The sequence below is a fragment of the Lactiplantibacillus mudanjiangensis genome (assembly GCF_005405385.1).
GTDB lineage: Bacteria > Bacillota > Bacilli > Lactobacillales > Lactobacillaceae > Lactiplantibacillus > Lactiplantibacillus mudanjiangensis.
The window spans coordinates 175,685-198,042 of the sequence record NZ_BJDY01000007.1 but is presented as its reverse complement, the minus strand read 5'-3'; the positions used below and the strand labels follow the sequence as shown (position 1 = coordinate 198,042).

General features: G+C 43.1%; 23 protein-coding genes. 19 read left to right on the top strand and 4 right to left on the bottom strand.

Annotated features, from left to right (window positions below; genetic code table 11):
* The first annotated feature begins 31 nt into the window (after positions 1–31).
* From FFM84_RS14300 to FFM84_RS14280, 5 genes are all read left to right on the top strand, one after another.
* Entirely contained in the window at positions 32–868 is an 837-nt protein-coding gene (locus tag FFM84_RS14300; RefSeq protein ID WP_130845955.1) for a MurR/RpiR family transcriptional regulator, read from the top strand.
* A 126-nt stretch (positions 869–994) separates the two neighbouring features.
* Positions 995–2,296 (top strand): hypothetical protein, encoded by a 1,302-nt coding sequence (locus FFM84_RS14295; RefSeq protein WP_130845954.1) that lies wholly within the window; start codon positions 995–997, stop codon positions 2,294–2,296.
* A 422-nt stretch (positions 2,297–2,718) separates the two neighbouring features.
* Complete coding sequence (locus FFM84_RS14290) at positions 2,719–3,618, top strand: proline iminopeptidase-family hydrolase (RefSeq protein ID WP_130845953.1); 900 nt, start codon at positions 2,719–2,721, stop codon at positions 3,616–3,618.
* 12 nt (positions 3,619–3,630) lie between these two features.
* Complete coding sequence (locus FFM84_RS14285) at positions 3,631–5,253, top strand: peptide ABC transporter substrate-binding protein (RefSeq protein WP_130845952.1); 1,623 nt, start codon at positions 3,631–3,633, stop codon at positions 5,251–5,253.
* 84 nt (positions 5,254–5,337) lie between these two features.
* Complete coding sequence (locus FFM84_RS14280) at positions 5,338–5,634, top strand: winged helix-turn-helix transcriptional regulator (RefSeq protein ID WP_225425326.1); 297 nt, start codon at positions 5,338–5,340, stop codon at positions 5,632–5,634.
* A gap of 48 nt (positions 5,635–5,682) precedes the next feature.
* Here the strand turns inward: FFM84_RS14280 and FFM84_RS14275 are convergent, their stop codons facing one another.
* The gene (locus FFM84_RS14275; RefSeq protein ID WP_130845950.1) at positions 5,683–6,384 is read right to left on the bottom strand and encodes an SGNH/GDSL hydrolase family protein; all 702 of its coding nucleotides are present in this window, start codon (positions 6,382–6,384) and stop codon (positions 5,683–5,685) included.
* A gap of 104 nt (positions 6,385–6,488) precedes the next feature.
* Between FFM84_RS14275 and FFM84_RS14270 the strand changes: the two genes are divergently transcribed.
* The 9 genes from FFM84_RS14270 to FFM84_RS14230 all read left to right on the top strand — a co-directional run bounded on the left by FFM84_RS14270 (position 6,489) and on the right by FFM84_RS14230 (position 15,599).
* A complete protein-coding gene (locus FFM84_RS14270; RefSeq protein WP_225425325.1) occupies positions 6,489–7,841 on the top strand; it encodes a M20/M25/M40 family metallo-hydrolase in 1,353 nt (450 codons plus the stop codon).
* Positions 7,842–7,860: 19 nt separating this feature from the next.
* The gene (locus FFM84_RS14265; protein WP_130845949.1) at positions 7,861–8,763 is read left to right on the top strand and encodes a DMT family transporter; all 903 of its coding nucleotides are present in this window, start codon (positions 7,861–7,863) and stop codon (positions 8,761–8,763) included.
* A gap of 595 nt (positions 8,764–9,358) precedes the next feature.
* The gene (locus tag FFM84_RS14260) at positions 9,359–10,765 is read left to right on the top strand and encodes a subtype B tannase (RefSeq protein WP_225425324.1); all 1,407 of its coding nucleotides are present in this window, start codon (positions 9,359–9,361) and stop codon (positions 10,763–10,765) included.
* Between the two features lie 121 nt (positions 10,766–10,886).
* Complete coding sequence (locus tag FFM84_RS14255) at positions 10,887–11,132, top strand: Mor transcription activator family protein (RefSeq protein ID WP_165444404.1); 246 nt, start codon at positions 10,887–10,889, stop codon at positions 11,130–11,132.
* A 97-nt stretch (positions 11,133–11,229) separates the two neighbouring features.
* Complete coding sequence (locus FFM84_RS14250; protein WP_130845947.1) at positions 11,230–11,517, top strand: hypothetical protein; 288 nt, start codon at positions 11,230–11,232, stop codon at positions 11,515–11,517.
* A gap of 96 nt (positions 11,518–11,613) precedes the next feature.
* Positions 11,614–11,886: a hypothetical protein gene (locus tag FFM84_RS14245; RefSeq protein ID WP_130845946.1), complete on the top strand. Its 273-nt coding sequence runs from the start codon at positions 11,614–11,616 to the stop codon at positions 11,884–11,886.
* A 457-nt stretch (positions 11,887–12,343) separates the two neighbouring features.
* Positions 12,344–13,816, top strand: a complete 1,473-nt coding sequence (locus tag FFM84_RS14240) for a UbiD family decarboxylase (RefSeq protein WP_130845945.1) — start codon at positions 12,344–12,346, stop codon at positions 13,814–13,816.
* A gap of 110 nt (positions 13,817–13,926) precedes the next feature.
* Positions 13,927–15,306 carry an SLC13 family permease gene (locus tag FFM84_RS14235; protein WP_130845944.1) on the top strand — a complete coding sequence of 460 codons (1,380 nt, stop codon included), beginning with the start codon at positions 13,927–13,929 and terminating at the stop codon, positions 15,304–15,306.
* A 107-nt stretch (positions 15,307–15,413) separates the two neighbouring features.
* Positions 15,414–15,599, top strand: a complete 186-nt coding sequence (locus FFM84_RS14230; RefSeq protein WP_130845943.1) for a hypothetical protein — start codon at positions 15,414–15,416, stop codon at positions 15,597–15,599.
* 44 nt (positions 15,600–15,643) lie between these two features.
* Here the strand turns inward: FFM84_RS14230 and FFM84_RS14225 are convergent, their stop codons facing one another.
* Positions 15,644–16,312 carry a CPBP family intramembrane glutamic endopeptidase gene (locus tag FFM84_RS14225; protein ID WP_130845942.1) on the bottom strand — a complete coding sequence of 223 codons (669 nt, stop codon included), beginning with the start codon at positions 16,310–16,312 and terminating at the stop codon, positions 15,644–15,646.
* A 136-nt stretch (positions 16,313–16,448) separates the two neighbouring features.
* Between FFM84_RS14225 and FFM84_RS14220 the strand changes: the two genes are divergently transcribed.
* Positions 16,449–16,847 (top strand): hypothetical protein, encoded by a 399-nt coding sequence (locus tag FFM84_RS14220; protein WP_130845941.1) that lies wholly within the window; start codon positions 16,449–16,451, stop codon positions 16,845–16,847.
* A gap of 44 nt (positions 16,848–16,891) precedes the next feature.
* Here FFM84_RS14220 and FFM84_RS14215 read toward each other — a convergent pair whose 3' ends face one another.
* Both FFM84_RS14215 and FFM84_RS14210 read right to left on the bottom strand, forming a co-directional pair.
* Positions 16,892–17,542, bottom strand: coding sequence for an endonuclease III domain-containing protein (locus FFM84_RS14215; protein WP_130845940.1), 651 nt, complete (start codon positions 17,540–17,542; stop codon positions 16,892–16,894).
* A 385-nt stretch (positions 17,543–17,927) separates the two neighbouring features.
* Positions 17,928–18,827, bottom strand: a complete 900-nt coding sequence (locus FFM84_RS14210) for a LysR family transcriptional regulator (RefSeq protein ID WP_130845939.1) — start codon at positions 18,825–18,827, stop codon at positions 17,928–17,930.
* A gap of 215 nt (positions 18,828–19,042) precedes the next feature.
* Here FFM84_RS14210 and FFM84_RS14205 point away from each other — a divergent pair, with 215 nt between their 5' ends.
* From FFM84_RS14205 to deoC, 4 genes are all read left to right on the top strand, one after another.
* Positions 19,043–19,237 carry a hypothetical protein gene (locus FFM84_RS14205; RefSeq protein WP_130845938.1) on the top strand — a complete coding sequence of 65 codons (195 nt, stop codon included), beginning with the start codon at positions 19,043–19,045 and terminating at the stop codon, positions 19,235–19,237.
* A 272-nt stretch (positions 19,238–19,509) separates the two neighbouring features.
* The gene (locus FFM84_RS14200; RefSeq protein ID WP_130845937.1) at positions 19,510–20,505 is read left to right on the top strand and encodes a tRNA dihydrouridine synthase; all 996 of its coding nucleotides are present in this window, start codon (positions 19,510–19,512) and stop codon (positions 20,503–20,505) included.
* Between the two features lie 85 nt (positions 20,506–20,590).
* Complete coding sequence (locus FFM84_RS14195) at positions 20,591–21,433, top strand: aldo/keto reductase (RefSeq protein ID WP_130845936.1); 843 nt, start codon at positions 20,591–20,593, stop codon at positions 21,431–21,433.
* Positions 21,434–21,565: 132 nt separating this feature from the next.
* Positions 21,566–22,303: a deoxyribose-phosphate aldolase gene (deoC, locus tag FFM84_RS14190; protein WP_130845935.1), complete on the top strand. Its 738-nt coding sequence runs from the start codon at positions 21,566–21,568 to the stop codon at positions 22,301–22,303.
* The last annotated feature ends 55 nt before the right edge of the window (positions 22,304–22,358 follow it).

Below are 22,358 nucleotides of genomic sequence, written 5' to 3'. Positions count from 1 at the left end.
ATTAATAGAAATTTTATTTCAGGAGGACGTCATGGCTCAAAATATCATTGATAAGGTGTATAGCCAATTGCCAAAAATGACGGCGACCGATCAAAAAGTTGCTCAAGTTATTTTAGATGAACCAGTTGCGGCGATTAATTGGACGATTGCGATGTTAGCTAAAAAGGCCAGTGTTAGTGAAGCTTCAGTGTCGCGTTTTTGTAAGTCATTAGGTTTGGCAGGATTTCATCAATTAAAAATTTTGCTGGCTCAAGTGTCGGAAACTACCGCATCTTATGAGCAAGAAGTTAATCTAGATGACATGCAGCGGTCTTTGCGAAATATTCGGGATAACAAGATTGCCGAAATTACGAATAGCTTAGGTAATTTGGATACGGCGTTAATCCAGCAAACGTTGACGACCTTAAAACAGGCCCGAGTTTTACAAGTCGTGGCCGAAGGAAATACGTATCCGGTCGCCAGCGATGCGATTTATAAGTTTAGTCAAATCGGAATTTTGGCGATTGGCTCAGAATCATGGGCAACGGCGATGGCACAGACCTTGAACTTAACGGCGGTTGATGTCCTGTTAGTTATTTCCAATTCTGGTGAATCACGAGAGTTGTTGAGTCAAATTGAAGCGGCGCACCAACAACGAGTGACGGTGGTTGCGATTACCAATCGCCCAGATTCACCGATTGCGCAACAAGCCGATATTCATTTGACAACGGCAGTGCGTCAACGGGTGTTTCAAGCCGAATACTATTTCTCACGGATTGCGGCGGGAACTGTTATTGAAGCCTTGTTCTTACTGTTGATTGCCGATGATCAAGAACGATTAGCGGCGATTAAGCGGCATGAAGCGTTGATTTCAAATACCAAAATTTAAACTGACGATGTGATTACTTTCGAGTAGTCACATTTTTTTGATGGAAATGATGAGGCGTTTGCGTAACTAAGTAAGATCGTTAATCAAATGTATGGATTAACGGCTAATGGTAGGGGGAAATACAGGATGAAGTTAGGGAAAACAGTATTGATGTTAGTGGCAACATTGGGGATTAGTAGCGCCATGACACAAGTCGCACAGGCAAAGACCGGGTATCATCGGACAAAAACGACAGCGATTAAATCTAAGCTGTTTTATGCCAAGGGGACTAAAGGTGCAACTTATCAACGAAATGGCTCACTAACGAACTTTAAGTTCAAAAAGAGTCAGTTGCTAAAAAATCACCAACATACAACTTGGGCAGCATCCAGCAAAACTTACATTAAAATACATGGTAAAAATCGGCTGTATTACTATGTTCATAATGCTGATTTACATGCGCAAGGCTGGGTCTGGAGTGGCTATTTGAAGGCTGGTCGCGATGGTCAAATTGACTTTCGAGAATTAAAGGGCACACCGAAAAAGTTTGTAATGGCACAACCTGGAAAAGTGTATCAATTAGGTGAAAATCCGTTTAATATTCATTTTAGTCATGGGAAGCTGTTGAATGCTAAAATGACTTATCTGCGGACTAAAACGGGGATTATTTACTTGCAAAATAAACCTTACCGGTATTACTACGTGATTAGCGCGGATAAGAAAGTTAAGGGCTGGGTTTGGCATAAGTATTTAAAGGCTGGTCAGTTTACTGAACACAATGTGAACCCATCGGCCAAACCGGTTCAAATAGAAGCAAGCCAGGTGGTTAGTGGTGGTAGTCAGACTAAGCCAACGGAAACAATGAAACCAACTAAACCTACAGAAACTGATGAAATCGAAGAGCCCGAAGAAGTGTATTCAGAATGGGCTAAAGATGATGGTAAGCGTGAACGATTGGTAGTCAAATCAAATGATATGCAACGATATATTTTTCGGGGTGGTCATTATCAATTGGGGCTTTATTGGTTGGAACAGTCATTTATGAGTACTGATGGAACGGAAAAGCTACGTCAATTTAATGATCTTAGTTACCGAATTGATGAATCAAGTCCTTATAAACGTAAGTATTATTATTATGGTATTGAAAATAAAAAAGAATATAAAATTGATTATTTAAATAGTGAAAAAATGGTATTGATTAATGGAGATATTTTGTATGATGAAAGTTTAGATAATATGGTCAGCATTAATCCACCCAAAAAACATTTGAAATATCGAGGGGAAGAACTGAAGTTTAGCGATGTTGAAGGCGATTATCCAGTTTGGTTTCAGTATAACGTAAAACGTAATGACTTTACCCTTTGGCGATATAATAGAATTACACAGGATTGGGATAACTCTGGACAACACACCAATCATATTGATCATCACTATTTTGATAGAGACTGATTTAGGTTGTATGTGTGACTCATGGTAGTTGGCACCTAGTGGTTACTTGATAAAATTTAAAGTTGACAACCAAATTTAATCTATGTTAAATTAACCATTGTTAAAAACAAATGAGAAATTAATTAAACGCAATGATTAGGACAGTAGCAATTAAGTGGTTCCCACAGCGAGTCGTCATTTGGTGAAAGACGATGAAAACACTCTTTTGTGAACATCCCCTAATCACGGTAGGAACGAACTTTTTGGGAGTTCCTGATGGCGGCATCCATTATCTTGCTAGCGTATCGTAGGCGACTACCGTACGTGAATTTAAGGTCATTTTAATGACAACGCATAGGTGGTACCGCGGCGACGCCCTATGGAAATCAAGCAATTGGTTTCTGTAGGGCTTTTTTAATGGCTCAAAATCTGGGAGGAATTAGATGGGAACTCGGTTATTACAATTAAAGAACGGTCATCGATTATTTAGTCGGACGGTTGGTCATGGGCCAGTTAAACTGTTATGTTTGCATGGTGGTCCGGGTGGGACGCATGAGGAATTTGAAAATTTTGCAGCAGAATTAGGTGAGGATCGCGTTCAAGTGAGCATGTATGACCAACTAGGGTCGTTTTACTCGGATCAACCGGATTATCAACAACCTGAGAATAAAAAGTATTTAACGCTAGCTTATTTCTTATCAGAATTAGAAGAAGTCCGTCAGCAACTAGGATTAGATCAATTTTACTTATTAGGCCATTCCTGGGGTGGTCTGCTGGCACAAGAGTATGCGCTAAAGTATGGTGACCATTTGAAAGGATTAGTTGTCATGAGCATGATTGATAACATTGCCGAATATACGGTTAATATCAATCAGTTACGTGCACAAACGTTAACCGCTGATCAAGTTAGTTATATGCAAGGTATCGAAAAAGCAGGCGCCTTTGATGATCCAGAGTATCACCGATTAGTGGATGTGTTAGACAAGCAGTTTGTGGTACGGCATCCAGAAAAAAGTTATCACCACTTAGTTCCAACCACGGCAACACCCGTGTATAACTATTTTCAAGGCAATAATGAATTCGTGATGGTCGGTACCTTAAACGGTTGGGACCGTCGCCAAGACTTACATAAGATTACCGTGCCAACGTTATTAACCTTTGGCGAGTATGACACCATGCCCCTTAAAACGGCACGGCGTATGCAACAAACACTACCACAGGCACGCTTGGTATTAACGCCAGATGGTGGACATGGACATAGTATGGATAATCCACAGGCCTTTTTCCACACGTTGGGGCAGTATTTACAAGATGTGGAAAACAATCAATTTACGGCCTATTAGGGGGATAATCGAATGAAAATTAAACAATTAGTGGTTGCTGGTAGCTTAGTCTTAATGGCTGGTGGTTTAGCGGCCTGTGGACAAGCTAAGGCACAAACATCGAAACAAAAGACGCTGCATCTGATGCAAGATACTGATTTGACATCATTGGACACGTCGAACACGGCAACGTTGACGCAATGGAATGTTTTACAACAATCCATGGAAGGCCTATATCGGGTCAATTCTAAAAATAAAGTGGTTGGGGCGATGGCAACTAAAGTTGTGAAACCAACCAACAATGGCAAGACCTACACGTTCCATTTACGGAAAAATGCCAAGTGGAATAATGGTGATCAGGTCACGGCCCAAGATTTTGTGACCGCATGGCGGCGATCGGTGAGCTCAACGTCGACGTCGGGCTATAGTTACATTTACGAAGGAATCAAAAATGCCACCCAAATTTCAGCGGGAAAAAAGGCCACGAAGACGTTAGGTGTTCAGGCGGTCAACAAGACGACGTTGAAAGTGACGTTATCACGGGCAATGCCATATTTGAGTAAGATGTTGACGATGCCGGCTTTCTTCCCACAAAATCACCAAGTAGTGGCGAAGTATGGGAAAAATTATGGCACAACTAGTACTAAAATGGCTTACAATGGGCCGTTTACCGTCAAAGGGTGGACTGGAACGAACGATAGTTGGAACCTGGTTAAAAATACATATTATTACGATAAATCGGCTATTAAACTTAACAAGATGACGATGCAAGTTGTTAAGGACTCGACAACGGCGCATAACTTATTTTCACAAGGCAAGTTGGATGATGTCACCGTGACGGGAGCTACCGCGCAAGGGTTACAGCACGATAAGCACTTAAAACACGTCAGCAAAGCCGGGACCTATTATTTGCGACTTAACATGGCGAAAAATCATGCTTTACATAATCAATACTTACGACAAGCGCTGAATTTAGTTTTGAACAAGAACAGCTTGACCAAAAAAGTCTTGAGTGACGGTTCAACGGCGGCGCATAACTATGTGACACCAACGTTAGTGACTGATCCGACGACCGGTAAAGACTTCGGAACTGAAACGGCCAATACGGCACGCTATAACGTCAAAAAAGCGCAACAACTTTGGAAAAAGGGCTTAAAGCAATTGGGTAAAAAGTCGGTAACGTTGAAGTTAGTCGGTGATGATACATCGGTTTCCAAAACAATCACGCAATTTGTTCAAGCGGCGGTTGAACAGAATCTGAGCGGTGCCAAGGTGACCGTTTCATCAGTACCAGAAAAGGCTGAAAGTGCGGCCGTTTCATCTGGAAACTATGACATGCAATATGCTTTGTGGTTGGCAGATTATGCAGATCCGGTGTCATTCTTTGATATCTTAACCAAGAACAATCCGCAAAATTATGGGAAATATACTGATTCGGTCTTTAATGCACAGATCACCGCGGCGCATGGTAAAAACGCAACGAACACCAAGGCTTATTGGCAAAATATGCGGACCGCGGCGCAACGATTGAATACCACGGCTGCGGTGGTCCCACTATACAACATGACGGAGAGTCATTTAGTGAGTTCAAAATTAACTGGGGTCGTTTATCATTCAGTTGGTGAAAATGATTATACACGGGCAACTTTTAAATAAGTTGCGAACTTCAAACTCGCAATTGACGGCGTGACCGGCTAAACTAAAGCCATCTAAGTGATAAAGGAGTCGTTGGTTGTGGTCATGCGTGATTTGAATATTGGCACCAAGGTGGGATTAGCCTTGTTAACAGATAAATGGAATGCGTTAACAATCTGCAATCTAACCACTACGCCAGCTGGATTTATGGGATTACGGCAACAAGTTCGTGGCATTTCCACGCTCAAGTTGTTAACGGTGTTGGCGAAGTTAGAACAACTTGATTTGGTCGTTTCTACGCCAAATTATACCTATGCGTTAACCCCAGCTGGGGAACAGTTTCAACAGAGTTTAATGATGCTAGAGGCCTGGGGCGATCAAGTTATTACAGCGATGCAATAAAAGACACGTTTTAGCTACGATGACGTAGTTGAAACGTGTCTTTTACAATTATTTACGACCATATTTAGCTAGCGCTTGACCGACAGTTGACGTATATTCTCGTTCTCCCAAGGTATTGGGGTGGAGGTTGTCATCGATAAACCAATTTCGATTATCTTGACTAACATACAACCAATCAACTAAATGCACATTGGCATATTTTTTAGCTGCTGTGGCGATTAATTGATTATTACTGTCTTGCCAAGCTTTACCGGGTACCCGTGTATTTACCCAGAAGATTTCATGATGCTGACCAATCTGGTTAATAATACTATCAATTGTTTGTGTGTCGGTAGGACCATTAGTCCCCAAGTTGATTAGCACATTTTTGGCGAGCTGTTGATTGTCTTTTAACTGTGTGATGATGGCTGGCGCCGCAGAAACTTGGCGACCAACTTTGGCGTTTACCGTGAATTGTCCAAGAACCGCTTTTAAGTCTGACGTGGTTCGCACCATGATCGAGTCACCAATACCAGTCACTTTTAAGTTGTTGAGCGTGGCTAGGTCACTAGTTGATAGTTGATATTTTTGGCCCAATTTGGAATCAGCGACCTGATGACTAGGTGCTTTAGTCGTTGATTGTCCGGTGAATAAGTTGCTAAATGTGGTGACTTGTTTTTTAATCGTTGGCGTTGGAATGATTAAAGCCCCACCGATAAAAATAATGGCGAATAGTCCTAATGCCCAATTGATTACTCTTTGATGTCGCATCCCCGATAACTCCTTTTTTCGTTAATAGCGTAGTCGACTAAAAGTGAATTGTCAATTGGCTAGTAGCGTGCGGTATACTAAATTTATGAAGGGATGTGCAGTAAATGATGACTCGTGATCAATTGATTCAAACACATTTGACAGTTTATAAGGATCGTTTACGACAATTAATCGGGTTTGATACGGTTAGCCGTTCGACATCGCAATTGCCAGCTGGCGGTCAATATTTGGTTAATCTGTTGGAACACTTACTAAATGCCAGTGTGGATGTGGTACCGACAACCGGTGCGCCAGCGATTGTGGGCAAAATAGCTGGGGCTAGTGAGCGGACAGTTTTGTTTTACGGACATTATGACACGATGGCACCTGGCGACTTAACCTTGTGGGATAGTAAACCGTTCGAACTAACTGCTCGCAACGGGCGTTTCTATGGGCGGGGGATTGGCGATAATAAAGGTCAACTGCTAGCACAAATTCTAGGTTTTGATACATATTTACAACAACATGATCAACTACCGTTTTCAGCTGCTTTTTTCATTGAAGGTGAAGAAGAACAAGGGAGTTTACATTTAGCCGAAACGGTTGAAAAACTGAAAGACAGTTTGTTGGCGGCAGTTGAGCTAGCGGTCGTCGTTGACGGATCGATGAGTCAGTCGGGACAACACGTCTTGCGGTTAGGCAATCGTGGCCTATTCGGATTTGAACTTACTGCGACAACGGGGCAAGTCGATAATCATTCGGGAAATGCCGGTAATGTCATGCCCAATGCAGTCAGTGTCTTAACGCAAACCCTTGATCGGTTAGTGCAGCATGGTCGCGTTCAGTTACCGCACTTTTACGATGGTGTCCCAAGCGAAGTCGACATTCCGTGGGATTTAATCGATGCGCTGCCATTTGATGCGGTGGCCATCGCCCAACAATTAGGTCTAGCGGCTGTGCCGACAAAACGCGACTATTATCAACGGTTAATGTTTGAACCAACGTTTAATATCAATAGTTTTCAAGCCGGAGCGGTCGGTGATCAATTCAAGACGATCATTCCACACCAAGCCACAGCTAAAATTGACTGCCGTTTGGTTGGTCAACAGTCGATTCCTGCCATTGAGGCGGATTTACGCCAATTGTTGGCGCCAGAACTGGCTAAAGGTCAATTAACCTTAACGATTCGGGGCCGCATTCCGGTCAGCGTGACGCATTTGAATCAGGCCAAAATTAAGCAAATTGCGGCAATCATCAAGTTAGCAACTGGCAATGTTGTGATTGAACCGATGATGCCCGGAACGGTACCGAATTATGTTTGGACCGATTGCTTAGAGGTACCGGTCGTGACGATTCCCTACGCTAACTTTGATCAACATAATCATGCGCCCAACGAGAACTTAACCGAAGCGGCATTTGTGAACGGGATTAAAGTCAGTTATGAGCTAGCCAATCACTTGGCTGACGTGTTAGGCTAGTTGGATTAGGGGGGATTCGATGCAAAAGAAAACTGTTGGCTTAATCTTGGCCAGTAGTGGGCCATTTTTGTGGGGGAGTTCCGGAACGGTTGCCCAGCATCTATTTGAAACAACTAACATCGATCCATTGTGGTTAGTCTCATTGCGGATGGTTGTTTCGGGACTATTATTACTTGGATACGGGGCGCTGACGCAGACTCAAATCGGTTGGGTCTTTCATTCACGGCAGGCCACGATAAAATTAGTGAGTTTTAGCTTGTGTGGAATGGCGGCGGTCCAATTAACGTATTTTATGGCGATTAGTACTGGCAATGCGGCCACAGCAGCGATTCTGCAATTTTTATCACCGGTGATCATCATCATCTATTTAGCATTAAAATTGTGGCAGATTCCTAGCAAGATTGATATGATTTCAGTATTTTCGGCCATATTGGGGACGGTCTTAATTGTGACTGAAGGCCGCTTGGATTCATTAGCTCTACCGGTAGTGGCGGTTGTTTGGGGCTTGTTGGCGGCAGTTGGTGCGGCCGTGTACACATTGATGCCCACGCAACTCTTAAAAACTTACGGTGCGGTCCCGATTGTGGGATGGTCAATGTTGATCGGTGGGGTACTCGTTAGTTTAGCCACTGGTGCTTGGCGAATTTGGCCAGTGTTACCGTTAATGGCCTGGTTGGAAGTTGGGTTTGTGGTCATCTTCGGGACCATGTTTGCTTATTTGTGCTTCTTACAAAGTTTGGCGTATATTTATCCCACAACGGCAAGTGTTCTGGGGGCGATTGAACCGTTGTCGGCGACGATTTTAAGTGCCTTATTTTTAAGTGTACATTTTAATTGGATCGGTATTATTGGGGCTATCTTAATTGTTGGCGTGACGTTCTTACAATTTTGGGCGACACAAAAAATTGTGGTTAAGTCTTAAATATTGGAGAGTGGGACAGAAGACGATTTGCTACCGAGCATAGCCTAGGAATACGAATGATTATGTACTTTCAATCCTTCGTATTTCGTAGCTAAGCGGAGGGAGCAGTCTTTTGTCGCACGTTTCGACTATAAAAATTCGGAGATAGCAAAAGCGTTTGGGCCTTGTCCCAAACGCTTTTTTATTATGCTGACTAAAGCTTAAAATGGTCACCTACGCCATCCAGTGATTCTGCCGGCTGTGGGGACCGGCTCCAGCCAAAAAGCGGGCTTCCACCTCGCTTTTAAGCCTAGCCAAAACCGCTAGTCTCAAAAGTCGTCCACATCATAAGTCCGGGAAAATCACCCGGACTAACGATGTTTGCACGGCCGGCGCCATCACTGGCTGGCTCCGGTTAGTTGGCGATGTCAATTTAGTCATCACTAACATAACTGAGAGTGAGGTCACAGTGAATGTGGCGAACCTTAGGTGTCAAATATGATGTTTGACCTTTTGTTATGCTGAATATGAATAATAGCCGGCCAAAAACGAGTTGATTATTGTCGTGATTTTCCAGTACAGTTGAAGTAACTAAAGTTAATTTGGAGGGTTCAAGATGGCAAAGCTAAGTTTTGATAGTACCCAGTTTACGTTAAGAACAAGTCAATTTGGTCGCCAGAAGATCGATTATCAGGCCGCCATGGATATTCCGTATGTAGCGGATCCAGTTGATTCAATTCAAAAACTGAATATCTTTGTGCCAGCGGGGTATTTTGCTGGGGCAAAGATTAATGGTTATCAACGCGATACCGCACCAATCTTGATGCCAAATACGGTTGGCGGTTACATGCCAGGACCACGAGATGATCCAGAAAACACGCAGTGGCCAACTAATGCCAAGACAATCATAGCCGCGTTAGCGCACGGGTATGTCGTGATTTCAGCTGGTCTGCGTGGGCGTACACAAACGGATGCGCAAGGACAATTTATTGGCAAGGCGCCGGCATTTATTGTGGATATGAAAGCAGCGGTTCGTTATGTCAAAGCCAATGCCGATCGAATTCCTGGCGATGTTGACTGTATCGTGACAAATGGGACAAGTGCTGGTGGGGCAACTTCGGCGTTAATGGGCGCGTCTGGAAATGCGGCTTATTTTGAACCGGCATTAGCCGCTTTAGGTGCCGCTCAAGCTAGTGATGATATTTTTGCAGTTTCAGCGTATTGCCCAATTCATAATTTAGAACATGCCGATATGGCTTACGAATGGGAATTCAATGGTCTCAATGACTGGTACCGACAAAAGATGGCGATGAGTGATGGTAAAATGACCTTTACTCCTTGGCAAGGGACGTTAACGGTTGAGCAACAACAGTTATCCACAACGTTGAAAGCTGATTTTATTACTTATTTAAATGGACTTCACTTAACAGCTGAAAATGGTCAACCATTGACGCTAGATGATCAGGGTAATGGGCCATTCAAAGACTTAATGCGAGATTATTTGATGGCAGCTGGTCAACGCGCGGTCGATGCAGGGGTTGATGTGCATAAGTATGCGGGCTTTACGGTTAGTGATGGTCAGGTTACTGATCTGGATGTCACGGCATATCTAACATCATTAACCCGAATGAAGGCCGTGCCAGCCTTTGATGACTTAGCCCTCAGTAGTCCGGAAACATCATTGTTTGGTGATAAGACGACACCAGCTAAGCACTTTACGGCTTTTGCACAGGCCCATACACAGGTCAGCGCGGTTCTCGCGCCGGCTGAATTGATTGCCGCGGTTAATCCGGTGACTTATTTAAGTGAAACGCAATCGACACGGTCGATCGCGCCACATTGGCGAATCCGCCATGGCGCTGCGGATCGTGATACGGCCTTTGCGATCCCGATGATTTTAGCGACGTTGTTAAAAAATCGTGGTTTGGATGTCGATTTCGCATTGCCATGGGACACGCCGCACAGTGGTGATTATGATTTAGATCAATTGTTTGCGTGGATTGATCGGCTTTGTCAAAAATAGCGTGGCACAAAATGACTAATTCTCGGATTAGTCATTTTTTTATCTCAATTATTTAAGTAGACATATTTTGTCTAGACAACTTGATATGCTAGAAGCATCAAATCAAAAGGAGGCGAGTCAAATGACAATTAATGTAGCGGCACTTAACGAGATTTATGCAGATCTTTACACGATAGTGGGCGCAGAAAAAGTGGCACAAATTTTTAAGCAACAAGCTGGGATTCAAGTGACGTTTCCGACCCATTTATATAACCGGCAAAAACTCATTCCAATTATCAAAGCAGAATATAATGGGCACAATAGTCGTGAGCTAGCACGTACTTATGGCTATTCGGAACGGTGGGTTAAACGCATGCTACGTGATTAATCGGGACAGTTACAAGGAAAATGACTAGTTATAAGTGCCTAGTCGTTGTCAGGGTGCTTTTCTATAATGAACAAGTACCATAAGGAGGAGTCCGCGCATGACGTTACCAACGGATAGTCAAGCATTTCATCCATTGATGCACGCAATGAGCGACTTGATTGGATTACCAGCAACCATGCAATTTTTCGAGCAGTACCGGGGAATGCGGTTAAATATTCCCGCACATTTGTATGACAGTGCAATTGTCGCCACTCGAATTAGCCAACTGGGTGAGTCACGGCCGAATTCACAAGTCTTGGCAGCAAAGTATGGGTATTCACGGCGCTGGGTTGATCAAGTTTTACGAACGGCTAAAAGGAGTCGCGAAGCAGTTTCTTCGCACTAAAAGGGTGATGGTTGACGGTATTGTCGTTTAACCAGCACCTTTTTACGTGGTCGGTCAATTACGTTATACTGAAGCTAACGTTAGGGGGACGCGACGATGCAAGTACTAAAACGGGGGATGCTCAGGGCCATTCGCTGGATTGGATATAGTCTAATGTTGGCCTTTTTAAAAATACCCATTGATTTATTGCGTCACCGACCGATTTTGAATGGCCTTTGGCATGATTGGCAGGTTGCGAGTTGGCCATTGCGGGGGCAATTATTAGGCCTATTTTTAGCGGTGATTGGGATTGGATGGTTGGTCTTAACCCTGATCTTTAGTCTCATTTATGGGATTAAACAGTGGTTAGCACAACAGGATTCGGAGTGATCAAGATGAAATTAAAACCATTAACACAAACGGCGACCACAGCCGGGTTATTGATCGTAGCGATCATGAGCTTAGTCAAATTAGCTAAGACCTTGAAGTGATAGTTTTTGAAAAAAGCAATCTGTTAACAGGTTGCTTTTTTTGTTTGGTCAGGGATGTTCATAACTTTTAGGCGATAAACTTATTTTAATTGCCTACCTGTGGATAACTAATGGATAATCGCTTTCTTTAGTGTTAAATCAGTGATTATGTGTGTAAGTTAGGGGATAAGTGCTTAAATTGGTCTAGTTTTTATTTATCAGTGGGGGATAACTAGTCGGTGACCAGTGGATAACTGAACGTAACCGACTAGTTTTTATTATTCCGTCCATGAATAATAGACCTGCCGATTTAGAATTGAACCCGCTTTCGTCTGGACGTATGATGAACTTGTAAATTTCAAAGGAGATGACATTCGATGGCAGAACAACCATGGGATCTACGGCGAGTGCTTGATGAACTCAAAGATGATCCAAAGAATTATCACGAAACAGATGTCCCTGTTGATCCAAACGCTGAACTTTCTGGTGTTTATCGTTATATCGGTGCTGGTGGGACGGTTCAACGTCCAACTCAAGAAGGCCCAGCGATGATGTTTAACAACGTTAAAGGCTTTCCAGATACGCGTGTCTTAACTGGGTTAATGGCTAGTCGGCAACGGGTTGGGAAAATGTTCCATCATGATTTCAAGACATTAGGTCAATTCATGAATGAATCTGTTTCTAATCCAATTGCACCGGTCACCGTAGCTGAAGCTGATGCGCCTGCTCATGAAGTCGTTTATAAAGCAACTGATGAAGGCTTTGATATTCGGAAATTAGTGGCCGCACCAACTAATACGCCACAAGATGCTGGTCCTTACATCACTGTTGGGGTGGTCTTTGGTTCTAGCATGGACAAATCCAAGAGTGATGTCACCATTCATCGGATGGTCTTAGAAGATAAAGATAAATTAGGTATTTACATCATGCCTGGTGGTCGGCATATTGGGGCGTTTGCGGAAGAATACGAAGCCGCTAATAAGCCAATGCCAATCACGATTAATATTGGTTTGGACCCAGCCGTAACCATTGGGGCCACTTTCGAGCCACCTACCACGCCATTTGGTTATAACGAATTAGGTGTTGCCGGTGCCATTCGGAATGAAGCCGTGCAATTAGTTGATGGGATTACCGTTGATGAAAAAGCGATTGCGCGTTCTGAATATACGTTGGAAGGCTACATCATGCCTAACGAACGTATTCAAGAAGATATCAACACCCATACAGGTAAAGCAATGCCTGAATTCCCTGGTTATGATGGCGATGCTAATCCAGCCTTACAAGTGATTAAAGTAACGGCCGTGACTCATCGTGAAAATGCCATCATGCAAAGTGTGATCGGACCTTCCGAAGAACATGTCAGCATGGCTGGGATTCCAACTGAAGCAAGTATCTTACAGTTAGTTGACCGTGCCATTCCTGGTAAAGTCTTAAACGTTTATAATCCGCCAGCAGGTGGTGGGAAGTTAATGACCATCATGCAAATCCACAAGGAAAACGAAGCTGATGAAGGGATTCAACGTCAAGCAGCCTTGCTAGCCTTCTCAGCATTCAAGGAATTGAAGACCGTTATTTTAGTGGATGAAGATGTGGATATCTTCGACATGAATGATGTGATCTGGACGATGAATACGCGTTTCCAAGCTGACCAAGACTTAATGGTCTTATCTGGTATGCGGAACCATCCATTAGATCCATCTGAACGTCCACAATATGATCCTAAGTCTATTCGTTTCCGTGGGATGAGTTCAAAATTAGTCATCGATGGCACGGTGCCATTTGATATGAAAGACCAATTTGAACGGGCCCAATTCATGGAAGTGCCAGACTGGGAAAAGTATTTGAAATAGAATTTAATCATTTAAAAACAAGCTATTAACCTCTGAATCCGCCATCCCAACTGGCATTATCACCGCTGGAATGGCGGATTTACTGTGTTAATGGGAGGAGTGTTTTCGTCATGAATAAAAAGTCGATTGGCTTTTTTAGTGGGATAATCGTGTTTGCGGTTATCTATCTGCTTCCCATCCAAGGCCTTTCTGCTAAGGGCCAGATGGATTTAGCCTTGAGTTTAATGACGGTTGTTTGGTGGGCGATGCAAATCGCCCAACCAGCTTTCGTCGGTGGGCTTTATTTAATGCTATTAATTATTTGCAATGTGGCAACGCCCAGTCAGGTGTTCTCATCGGCGTGGACCGGATCGATTATGTGGTTGGTCATTGGGGCTTACTTAATTGCCGGTGCCGTTAATGAATCTGGCTTAGGTCAACGGATTGCGTATGCCTTTATCATCAAGTTTGTCCGAAGTTGGAAAGGGATTGTCATCTCCATCTTCGCCTTGACCTTTATCTTGGCCTTACTCATTCCCCATCCATGGCCACGGGCATTTATGATCATGTCAGTGATTTCCGTCGTAGCAGAAACTGCTCATATGCCAAAACGGGATTTAGCTAAATTAGGGTTGGCCGTCTTTGCGGCGTCATGTCCATTATCCGGGGTGTTCTATACTGGTGATACGTCATTGAACCCCTTAGCCGTTGCCGATTCTGGTGTTCACGTAAACTTCGTGTCTTACTTTGTTTATATGGGTGTGCCAATGATTATCGCGGCCGTCTTGACGATGTTTGTTTTCTTGTTCATGTTCAAACCTAGTCAAGAAGTCCACATTGATGTCGCTGCCTTGAAGGTTAAACAAGCCGAAATGGGTAAGATGACGGGTAAAGAAATTCGGACCATTGTCTGGTTAGTGATCGCGATTGCCTTATGGTTAACAAGTGGGATTACTGGCTTAGATGTGGGTTGGTTAACCTTAATTGTGGCCTTAATGATGAGTATGCCAGTGATTGGCGGGATCTTAACCGCTAAATCATGGGAAGGTGTGCCCGTTAATGTGTTGGTCTTCTTAACATCTGCCATTGCGATTGGGGATGTTGGGACGGTTACTGGGATGAATAAGTGGATTGCCAATACGGTTATCCCAAGTAATTTGCCAACCAATATTTATTTGTTAGCAATCTTTATTACCGTTTTTGCTATGATTATTCACATGTTCATGGGTTCTGTTATCGCTGTGATGGGAATTACGATTCCAGCGTTTGTGACCGCAACGGCGCATATGGGCATTAGTCCCTTAGCCGTGTCATTGTTAGTCTTCACGGTCACCAACTTGCATTACATTTTGCCATTCCACAACTTGGCAGTGCTTGTTGGGAGCGATCCTGATACTGGTGGTGGTTATACCCAAGCCGATGTCATGCGTTTAGGGATTCCAATGACTGGTGTGATCTTTATCATCGCGTTGATTGAAATGTTCTGGTTCCACTTAGTTGGTTTAGCTTAAATTAAAATTGAGTTCGTTGATTAATCGGTTGTTTCGGTTGATTGGCGGGCTTTTTTTGTTTAAAAAATTAGCGTATGCTTAGCTTAACAAATCGGGGAGGGGTCAAGATGAACCTGCAATTTTATAAGGTATCTGATTTTTGGTGGGGATTGGTGATCTTGTTATTAAGTGTGCGGACAGCGGTCACCCAAATTAATTTTAGTAGTTTAAACTGGTACGTTGAAGCGGCGTTTACACTAGTTTCACTGGGATTGATTGTCCACGCAATTTTCTTTAAACCTGAAGCCAAATAATAAAAACTAGGCCAGTTCAAGTTCGAATTAGCCTAGTTTTTAAATTATTTGAGGAGGAGCAGATTGATTAATGTGACTAGCCAATTAGTGGCGCTGTGGGCGAACATCGAGGTACCTAAGTTTTTGGTTTTGAGGTAGATCGCTGAGAATAAACAACCGGTAATGAAGATCCCAACTGTGTTCACACCACTGTAGCCGTGGGCAAAAGCGAAACAGATATTTGTGATGATCACGGCGATCCAGATATTGACGTATCGGTTGAAGAAACCTTGGACGATGCCTCTAAAAAACAGTTCTTCCAATACTGGACTGATAATGTTAGCTGAAATTAAGGTGATTAAACCAAGCCGACTATGTATTAAGTTGATAATCTCATAGTTTTGATCCTCGGTGCTTGCACCACCAGCAAAGATTGTGGAGATAAGCATTTGTGCTAATACGGATAGCACTGCGGTCCCCAAGGCTAATGCAAGTTGCCGCCAGGTGATTATGTGTAGATCTGCAGGATGATGCTTTCGATAAATTGACCATAGCGCCCAAAAGGTAAGCATGGTTAGGCCAATTAGTGCGAGCCAATGCCCCCAGATATTAACATTATGACTGTTCTCTGAATCAGACCAATAAATGTCACCTAACACTGGCAGTTGCATCAAGAATAATAATAAAAAACCAATAAACAAGTGCATTAAAAAATTGAATCCTTTTGTCAGCATGTGAAACGTCCCCCGAAAGATGGATCAGTTGAACCATATTATTTATTTTATTATATCGATTACTGGCGAAGAAAACGTTCAAAGACTTAAACGTCACTATTTGATGTTTATTCGTCGTATGAAGGGAGCTAAATTAATGAAAAAGTGGCTGTTGGATGATTACTTATTAGGCTTCCCTGGGGTGCTCATGACGGTGTATGTTGGGATGCAAATTGAGCAGTCCATTTGGCGGTGGGGTGTTTTGGGCTTTAGCGTCATTAGTTTTTTGATCACCTATCCATGGTTGCTGACGAAACGGCCAAAACTGCGAGCAACTCGGTCATTAGATCGATTTAACCAACCTGATATGGGACGTAAAGCTGGTGAAAAAGCTTTAGGTATTTCTGATATGAATAATGCGCAAGGTAATGCCTCCCAACAACGTGAGCTGGCTGGCTTTGCGGGGCTAGTTAGCTTAGTCGGGGTATGGCTGAAACGTTGGGGGTTAATGCTTATTTCGATCCCGTGGTTAATCGTGATCAAACTTAAAAAGTAAAAAATAATCCACAACCAAGCAATATTGGTTGTGGATTATTTTTGCTAAGCGAGCCCTTCATTTTCCTCATTGAGCTTGTCACAATCAATAATTAATTGACAAACTTCTTTATCAGGGGCGAGTTTCATTGAATACTTACGGCCATATTCAATCATCGTGTGATGAGCTTGATGTAGTTCTTCAGCCGGTAGCACGCCAACGATTTTTTGTTCGACTTGTAACGGTGTGGCGGCTTGATCAACAAAATGAAGTCGTTTGGAAATGGCAGAGACATGAGTATCGACGGCAAAGGTATTTTGTTCGAAGACATCACTCAAAACGACATTCGCTGTTTTACGCCCAGCCCCTGGCAACGCCATAATGCCTTTGCGATCGGTTGGCACGACATCATTTAGCTCTTCATGCACGATCCGGGCAGTCTTGATAATGTTTTTTGCTTTGTTATGGAATAAGCCAACGCTCTTGATAATGGCTTCGACATCAGTTACATCAGCGACCATTAGATCTTTGGGTTCCGGATACTTGGCAAATAATATTGGTGTGACTTTATTTACCGAAACATCGGTGGCCTGAGCACTTAAAATCACTGAAACTAAGTATTGAAACGGTGTCCGTGAATCCAATGATGGTCCAACTGGGCCGATGTCCGCTTCCATCTGATGAATGGCCCACACAATTTGATTATCTTTTAACATACTTTTCAACCCCACTCTTTTTGATAGTTCTGATCCTAGTTTACGCTAAATTAGGTTAATTGCTAAAAAGTAACTTCACCTAACGTTCACTCACATTGAGCCGTACCGGTTCAATGTGGAGGCACTCTCGGTTAGGATAGTGATCACTGATTAATTAATATCTGCATGATAACCGGAGCTAGCCAGTGATGGCACCGGCCGTGAAAACATCGTTAGTCCGGATGATTTTGCCGGACTTTACGATGTGGACGACTTTTGAGACTAGTGGTTTTGGCTAGGCTCAAAAGCGAGGTGGAAGCCCGAATCTTGGCTGGAACCGGTCCCCACAGCCGGCAGAATCGCTGGCTAGCGTAGGTGGCATATTTAGCATAACTCAAACCGCCAGTTAATTAGTCACGGTGGCATTCACCGTTAAATAGTCAATCAAGTCAGTCATCAGCTGATTACCGTCGCGTTGTGGATAAACAAACTGTAACTGACTCATGACTGGAATGGCGAGGGAACGCATAACGACGTCATCGGTCATAAATGGTGTCACGGATTGTTTAAAAAGTAACGTCACGTTATCGCTATTTGGCAACATGCCTAATAATGTTTCAATGTGAGTGCTTTCAAAGAAAATATGCGGCGTTAAGTTCTGCCGCGCAAATAAAGACATACTGAGTTCGTAAACGCCTGAACCAGCTGGTAAACTCACCATTTGAGCATGTGCGAGATCGTGTAACCGAATGAGCTTTTGTTGCACAAGGGGGTGGTTAGCGGGCAAGATGACTTTGAGTTCATCCGCTAACAATGGTTGTTTTTGAAATTCGGTTGGCTGTAGGCTACTGGTCTGAGTATCGCGAATAATCGCAGCTTGAAATTCGCCATCGAGTAAGCGTTGCCGAACATGATCACCTTCATCCTCGATGAGTTTTAACTCAACTTCTGGCTGTAGGCTACTAAAGCTGGCAATCTTTTGGGCAATGTTATATTGACCGGATACTGGAATCGACCCAATTGTTAGCTTGCTCGTTTGATTTGGTCGATTAGGGGCTAAGTCGTGCATCATTGACTCGTAATCGGCGATCATGGTTTGGGCATGGTGATAGAACGTTTCACCGGCCGGGGTGATTTGCAACCGGCGTTTGTTGTAAGTATCAATAAGTTGAATATTTAATTCATTTTCAACTGCGCGCATGCGTTTAGAAAGTTCCGATTGGGACATATGCAGTTCAACTGCAGCGTTAGAAATATGCCGTAACTCGTAGACCATAATAAACGCTTGGATATCATTAATTGTCACCGAAAGTCACCCCTTAAAAGACGTTAGTTTAAGATTAAGTTCTATTCTAACACGGGATGTTAGATCCGTCCTGAACCGCTAAGTTTACTTAATAAAAAATCACTAAGAACTACTGATTTTTGTCGTTAAAAACTTGCTTGAAACGGGGACCTGGTCCACAATGAACGTGGTTTGAGAAACCGCTTTAAAAAAATAATTTAGAGGAGTTGAGTTTGATGATTGCGACTAGTTTAGCATTTTTGGTTGTCTTGGTAATTGGGATTTTATTGAGTGGGGTTTTCTTCCGATATATGGATGCGACTGCGGGCGTGTCGTTTGGCTCGATTAAACTCACTGGTTTACGGACAGAATTTTTAAACATTGCGTTGATGATCGGATTATTGATCTTGGCGCTCATGTGGATTCACTAAGTTTAGCTATTATCGGGAGTTTGGGACAAAAACCAAACTCTTTTGTTATCTCCGAATATTTATAGTCGAAACGTGCGACAAAAGACTAACGATGCAACCGAGCTACGGCATACGAACGATTGAAAATACACAATCACTCGTATGCCTAGGCTATGCTCGGTAGCAAACCGTCTTTTGTCGCACTCTCTTTTTATTTGCTGGCTTAATGCTTGCGTTTCATAGGTAAAACTCGCTATAGTTAAGAGATTAGATTTTTAGAGGAGATGATGGACGTGACCCAGTCAGCGTACTGGCAACGGATTGCCACCAAAGCAAAACAGGAGCAGCGACCATTTTTTAGTTTGGCCCCGATGGAAGCCGTGACTGGTTCAGTCTTTCGGCGAGTTGTGATGAAAGCAGCGGCACCTGATGTATTTTATACGGAGTTTACGAATGCGTTAAGCATTACCCATCCGAAAGCGAAGTTTACCACCCGCGGGCGGTTATATATTGATCCGACTGAACAGCCAAAACCCATTGTTCAACTTTGGGGGAATGATGGCGGTGACTTTACTAAGGCGGCACAAGAAGTGCAACGTCTTGGTTACGAAGCGATTGATTTAAACATGGGATGCCCCGATATGGCCGTCATTAAAAACCACAGTGGTAGTGACTTGATTCGACATTTTGATCGCGCACAAGCCGTCATTGACGGCGCGCGTCAAAGCGATTTGCCAGTGACCGTCAAAACGCGGCTAGGTTTTGATGATTTAAATGAATACGAAACCTGGATTCCATTCTTATTGAAACAACAAGTGCCCGTCTTAACAGTGCACGTGCGGACTCGCGCAGAAATGAGTAAAGTCCCAGCGCATTACGAATTAATTGATAATTTAGTGCAAATGCGCGATACGCTAGCACCGGAAACCCTCCTACAAATTAATGGGGACGTGGCGGACTATCAAGCCGGTGTCAAATTGGCAGCGGAACATCCCGGCGTTGATGGTGTGATGATTGGTCGGGGAATTTTTACGAATCCCTATGCGTTTGAAAAAGACCCACAACCACATTCGACCCATGAATTATTAGGTTTATTACGTTACCAATTAGATCTATACGATCAATTTGTAGCGATGGGGATTCAAGGTCACTTTGCGCCATTGCAACGGTTCTTCAAGATTTATGTGCGCGGCATGCGCCACGCCGCAGAAATTCGCAATGACTTGATGCAAACGCAAACGACCGATGATGTTCGCAAAATTTTGGATCAGATTGAACAGGATAATTAGACTGAAAACGATTACTTGATGATTAACGATAAATCAGGTATGCTTTAATATGTAATAACAAATTAAATAAAGGTAGGTTATCCACATGGAAACAATCACTTTAAATAATGGTGTTAAGATTCCCCAACTAGGCCTAGGTGTCTTTAAAGTTGCGGATGATGATAGCTTAAAAAATTCAATCAATGCTGCGTTGGCTGCGGGCTATCGGCATTTTGATACCGCCAAGATTTATCATAACGAAGATGGTGTTGGTCAGGCCTTAGCTGATGCTGACGTTAAGCGCGAAGATTTATTTGTGACCTCGAAGCTATGGGACAATGTCACCACTTATGATGACACGAAACGGGCCTTTGAAGCCAGTCTAAAACGGCTCCAAATGGACTATTTAGACATGTATTTAATTCATTGGCCAAGTGAAGGCTACACTGAAAAGTGGCGGGCAATGGAAGACCTTTACAACGAAGGGTTAATTAAAGCGATTGGGTTATCCAACTTTGAACAACCACATTTGGAAAAATTATTGGCTAGCGCTAAAGTTTTACCGGTTGTGGATCAAATTGAAACGCATCCTTACTTCCAACAAGGCACGTTACATGGCTTATTGCATGATTTGAACATTCGTCATGAAGCCTGGGGCCCATTAGGTCAAGGGAAGAGTGATGTTTTGACCAATCCAGTCTTAGCAGATATTGCGACTGCTTACAATAAGAGTACTGCCCAAGTCATTTTACGTTGGCACTTACAACGTGGTGAAATTGTGATTCCGAAGTCCATTCATGAAGCGCGGATTCAACAAAATATCGATGTGTTTGATTTTGCTTTAACACCAGCTGAAATGGCAAAGATCGCTGGTTTAGATCGTAACCAACGCGGATCATCCGATCCTCAAGATGAAGCCTGGTTACAAAAATCAACAACGATGGCATAGGCCTCACACATTAAAAATAGACTATTCGGCCTTTTAAAGACTGGATAGTCTATTTTTTTGAGCAGTTGACAATTCTAAAAGAAATCGCTAACATCTAATATGTAATGACTTATTGAAATGGAGAGGATAAAAATGCCTGCTTATACAATTGATGATTTTGCCCGGATGATTGACCATACTAACTTGAAAACGGATGCTTCGGCAGCTGATATGCGAAAGCTTTGTGATGAAGCCAAACAATATCATTTTAAAATGGTCGCCATTAATCAAGTCCAGTCCCAAATATGTGCGGCACAATTGGCCGGAACTGATATTGATACGGGGGCAGCAATTAGTTTTCCGCTTGGTCAAACGAGTATTGCGTCAAAAGTGTTTGATACGGAAGATGCGATCAAAAATGGCGCTAATGAAATTGATTATGTCGTGAACCAAACTGAGGTCAAGAATGGCAACTGGGATTATGTGCAAGACGAGATGACGCAGCTAGTTGCAGCTTGTCACGCACATCAAGTGCCTTGTAAGGTGATTTTTGAGAATTGCTATTTAACAACTGCTGAAACGAAGCAACTAGCTGAAATTGCTAAAGTTGTGCGACCGGACTTTATTAAAACATCAACTGGTTTTGGGACTGGTGGGGCTACAGTGGCTGATGTGACGCTCATGAAATCAGTTGTTGGCGATACCGTGAAGGTCAAAGCGGCCGGTGGTATCCGTAATTCCGATGATTTTTTGGCGATGATTAAGGCGGGAGCGGATCGCATCGGTTGTAGTGCTGGCATCAAAATTATCGACGCATTAAAGGCGCGCATGACCGTGGATCATGTGACTCAGATTGACATTGATCGGCCGTATCCTAAAGTTGATCAATAATTCTGCCACTGAGGGTTTTATGATATAGTATGATCAATATATCATGACAAAAAGG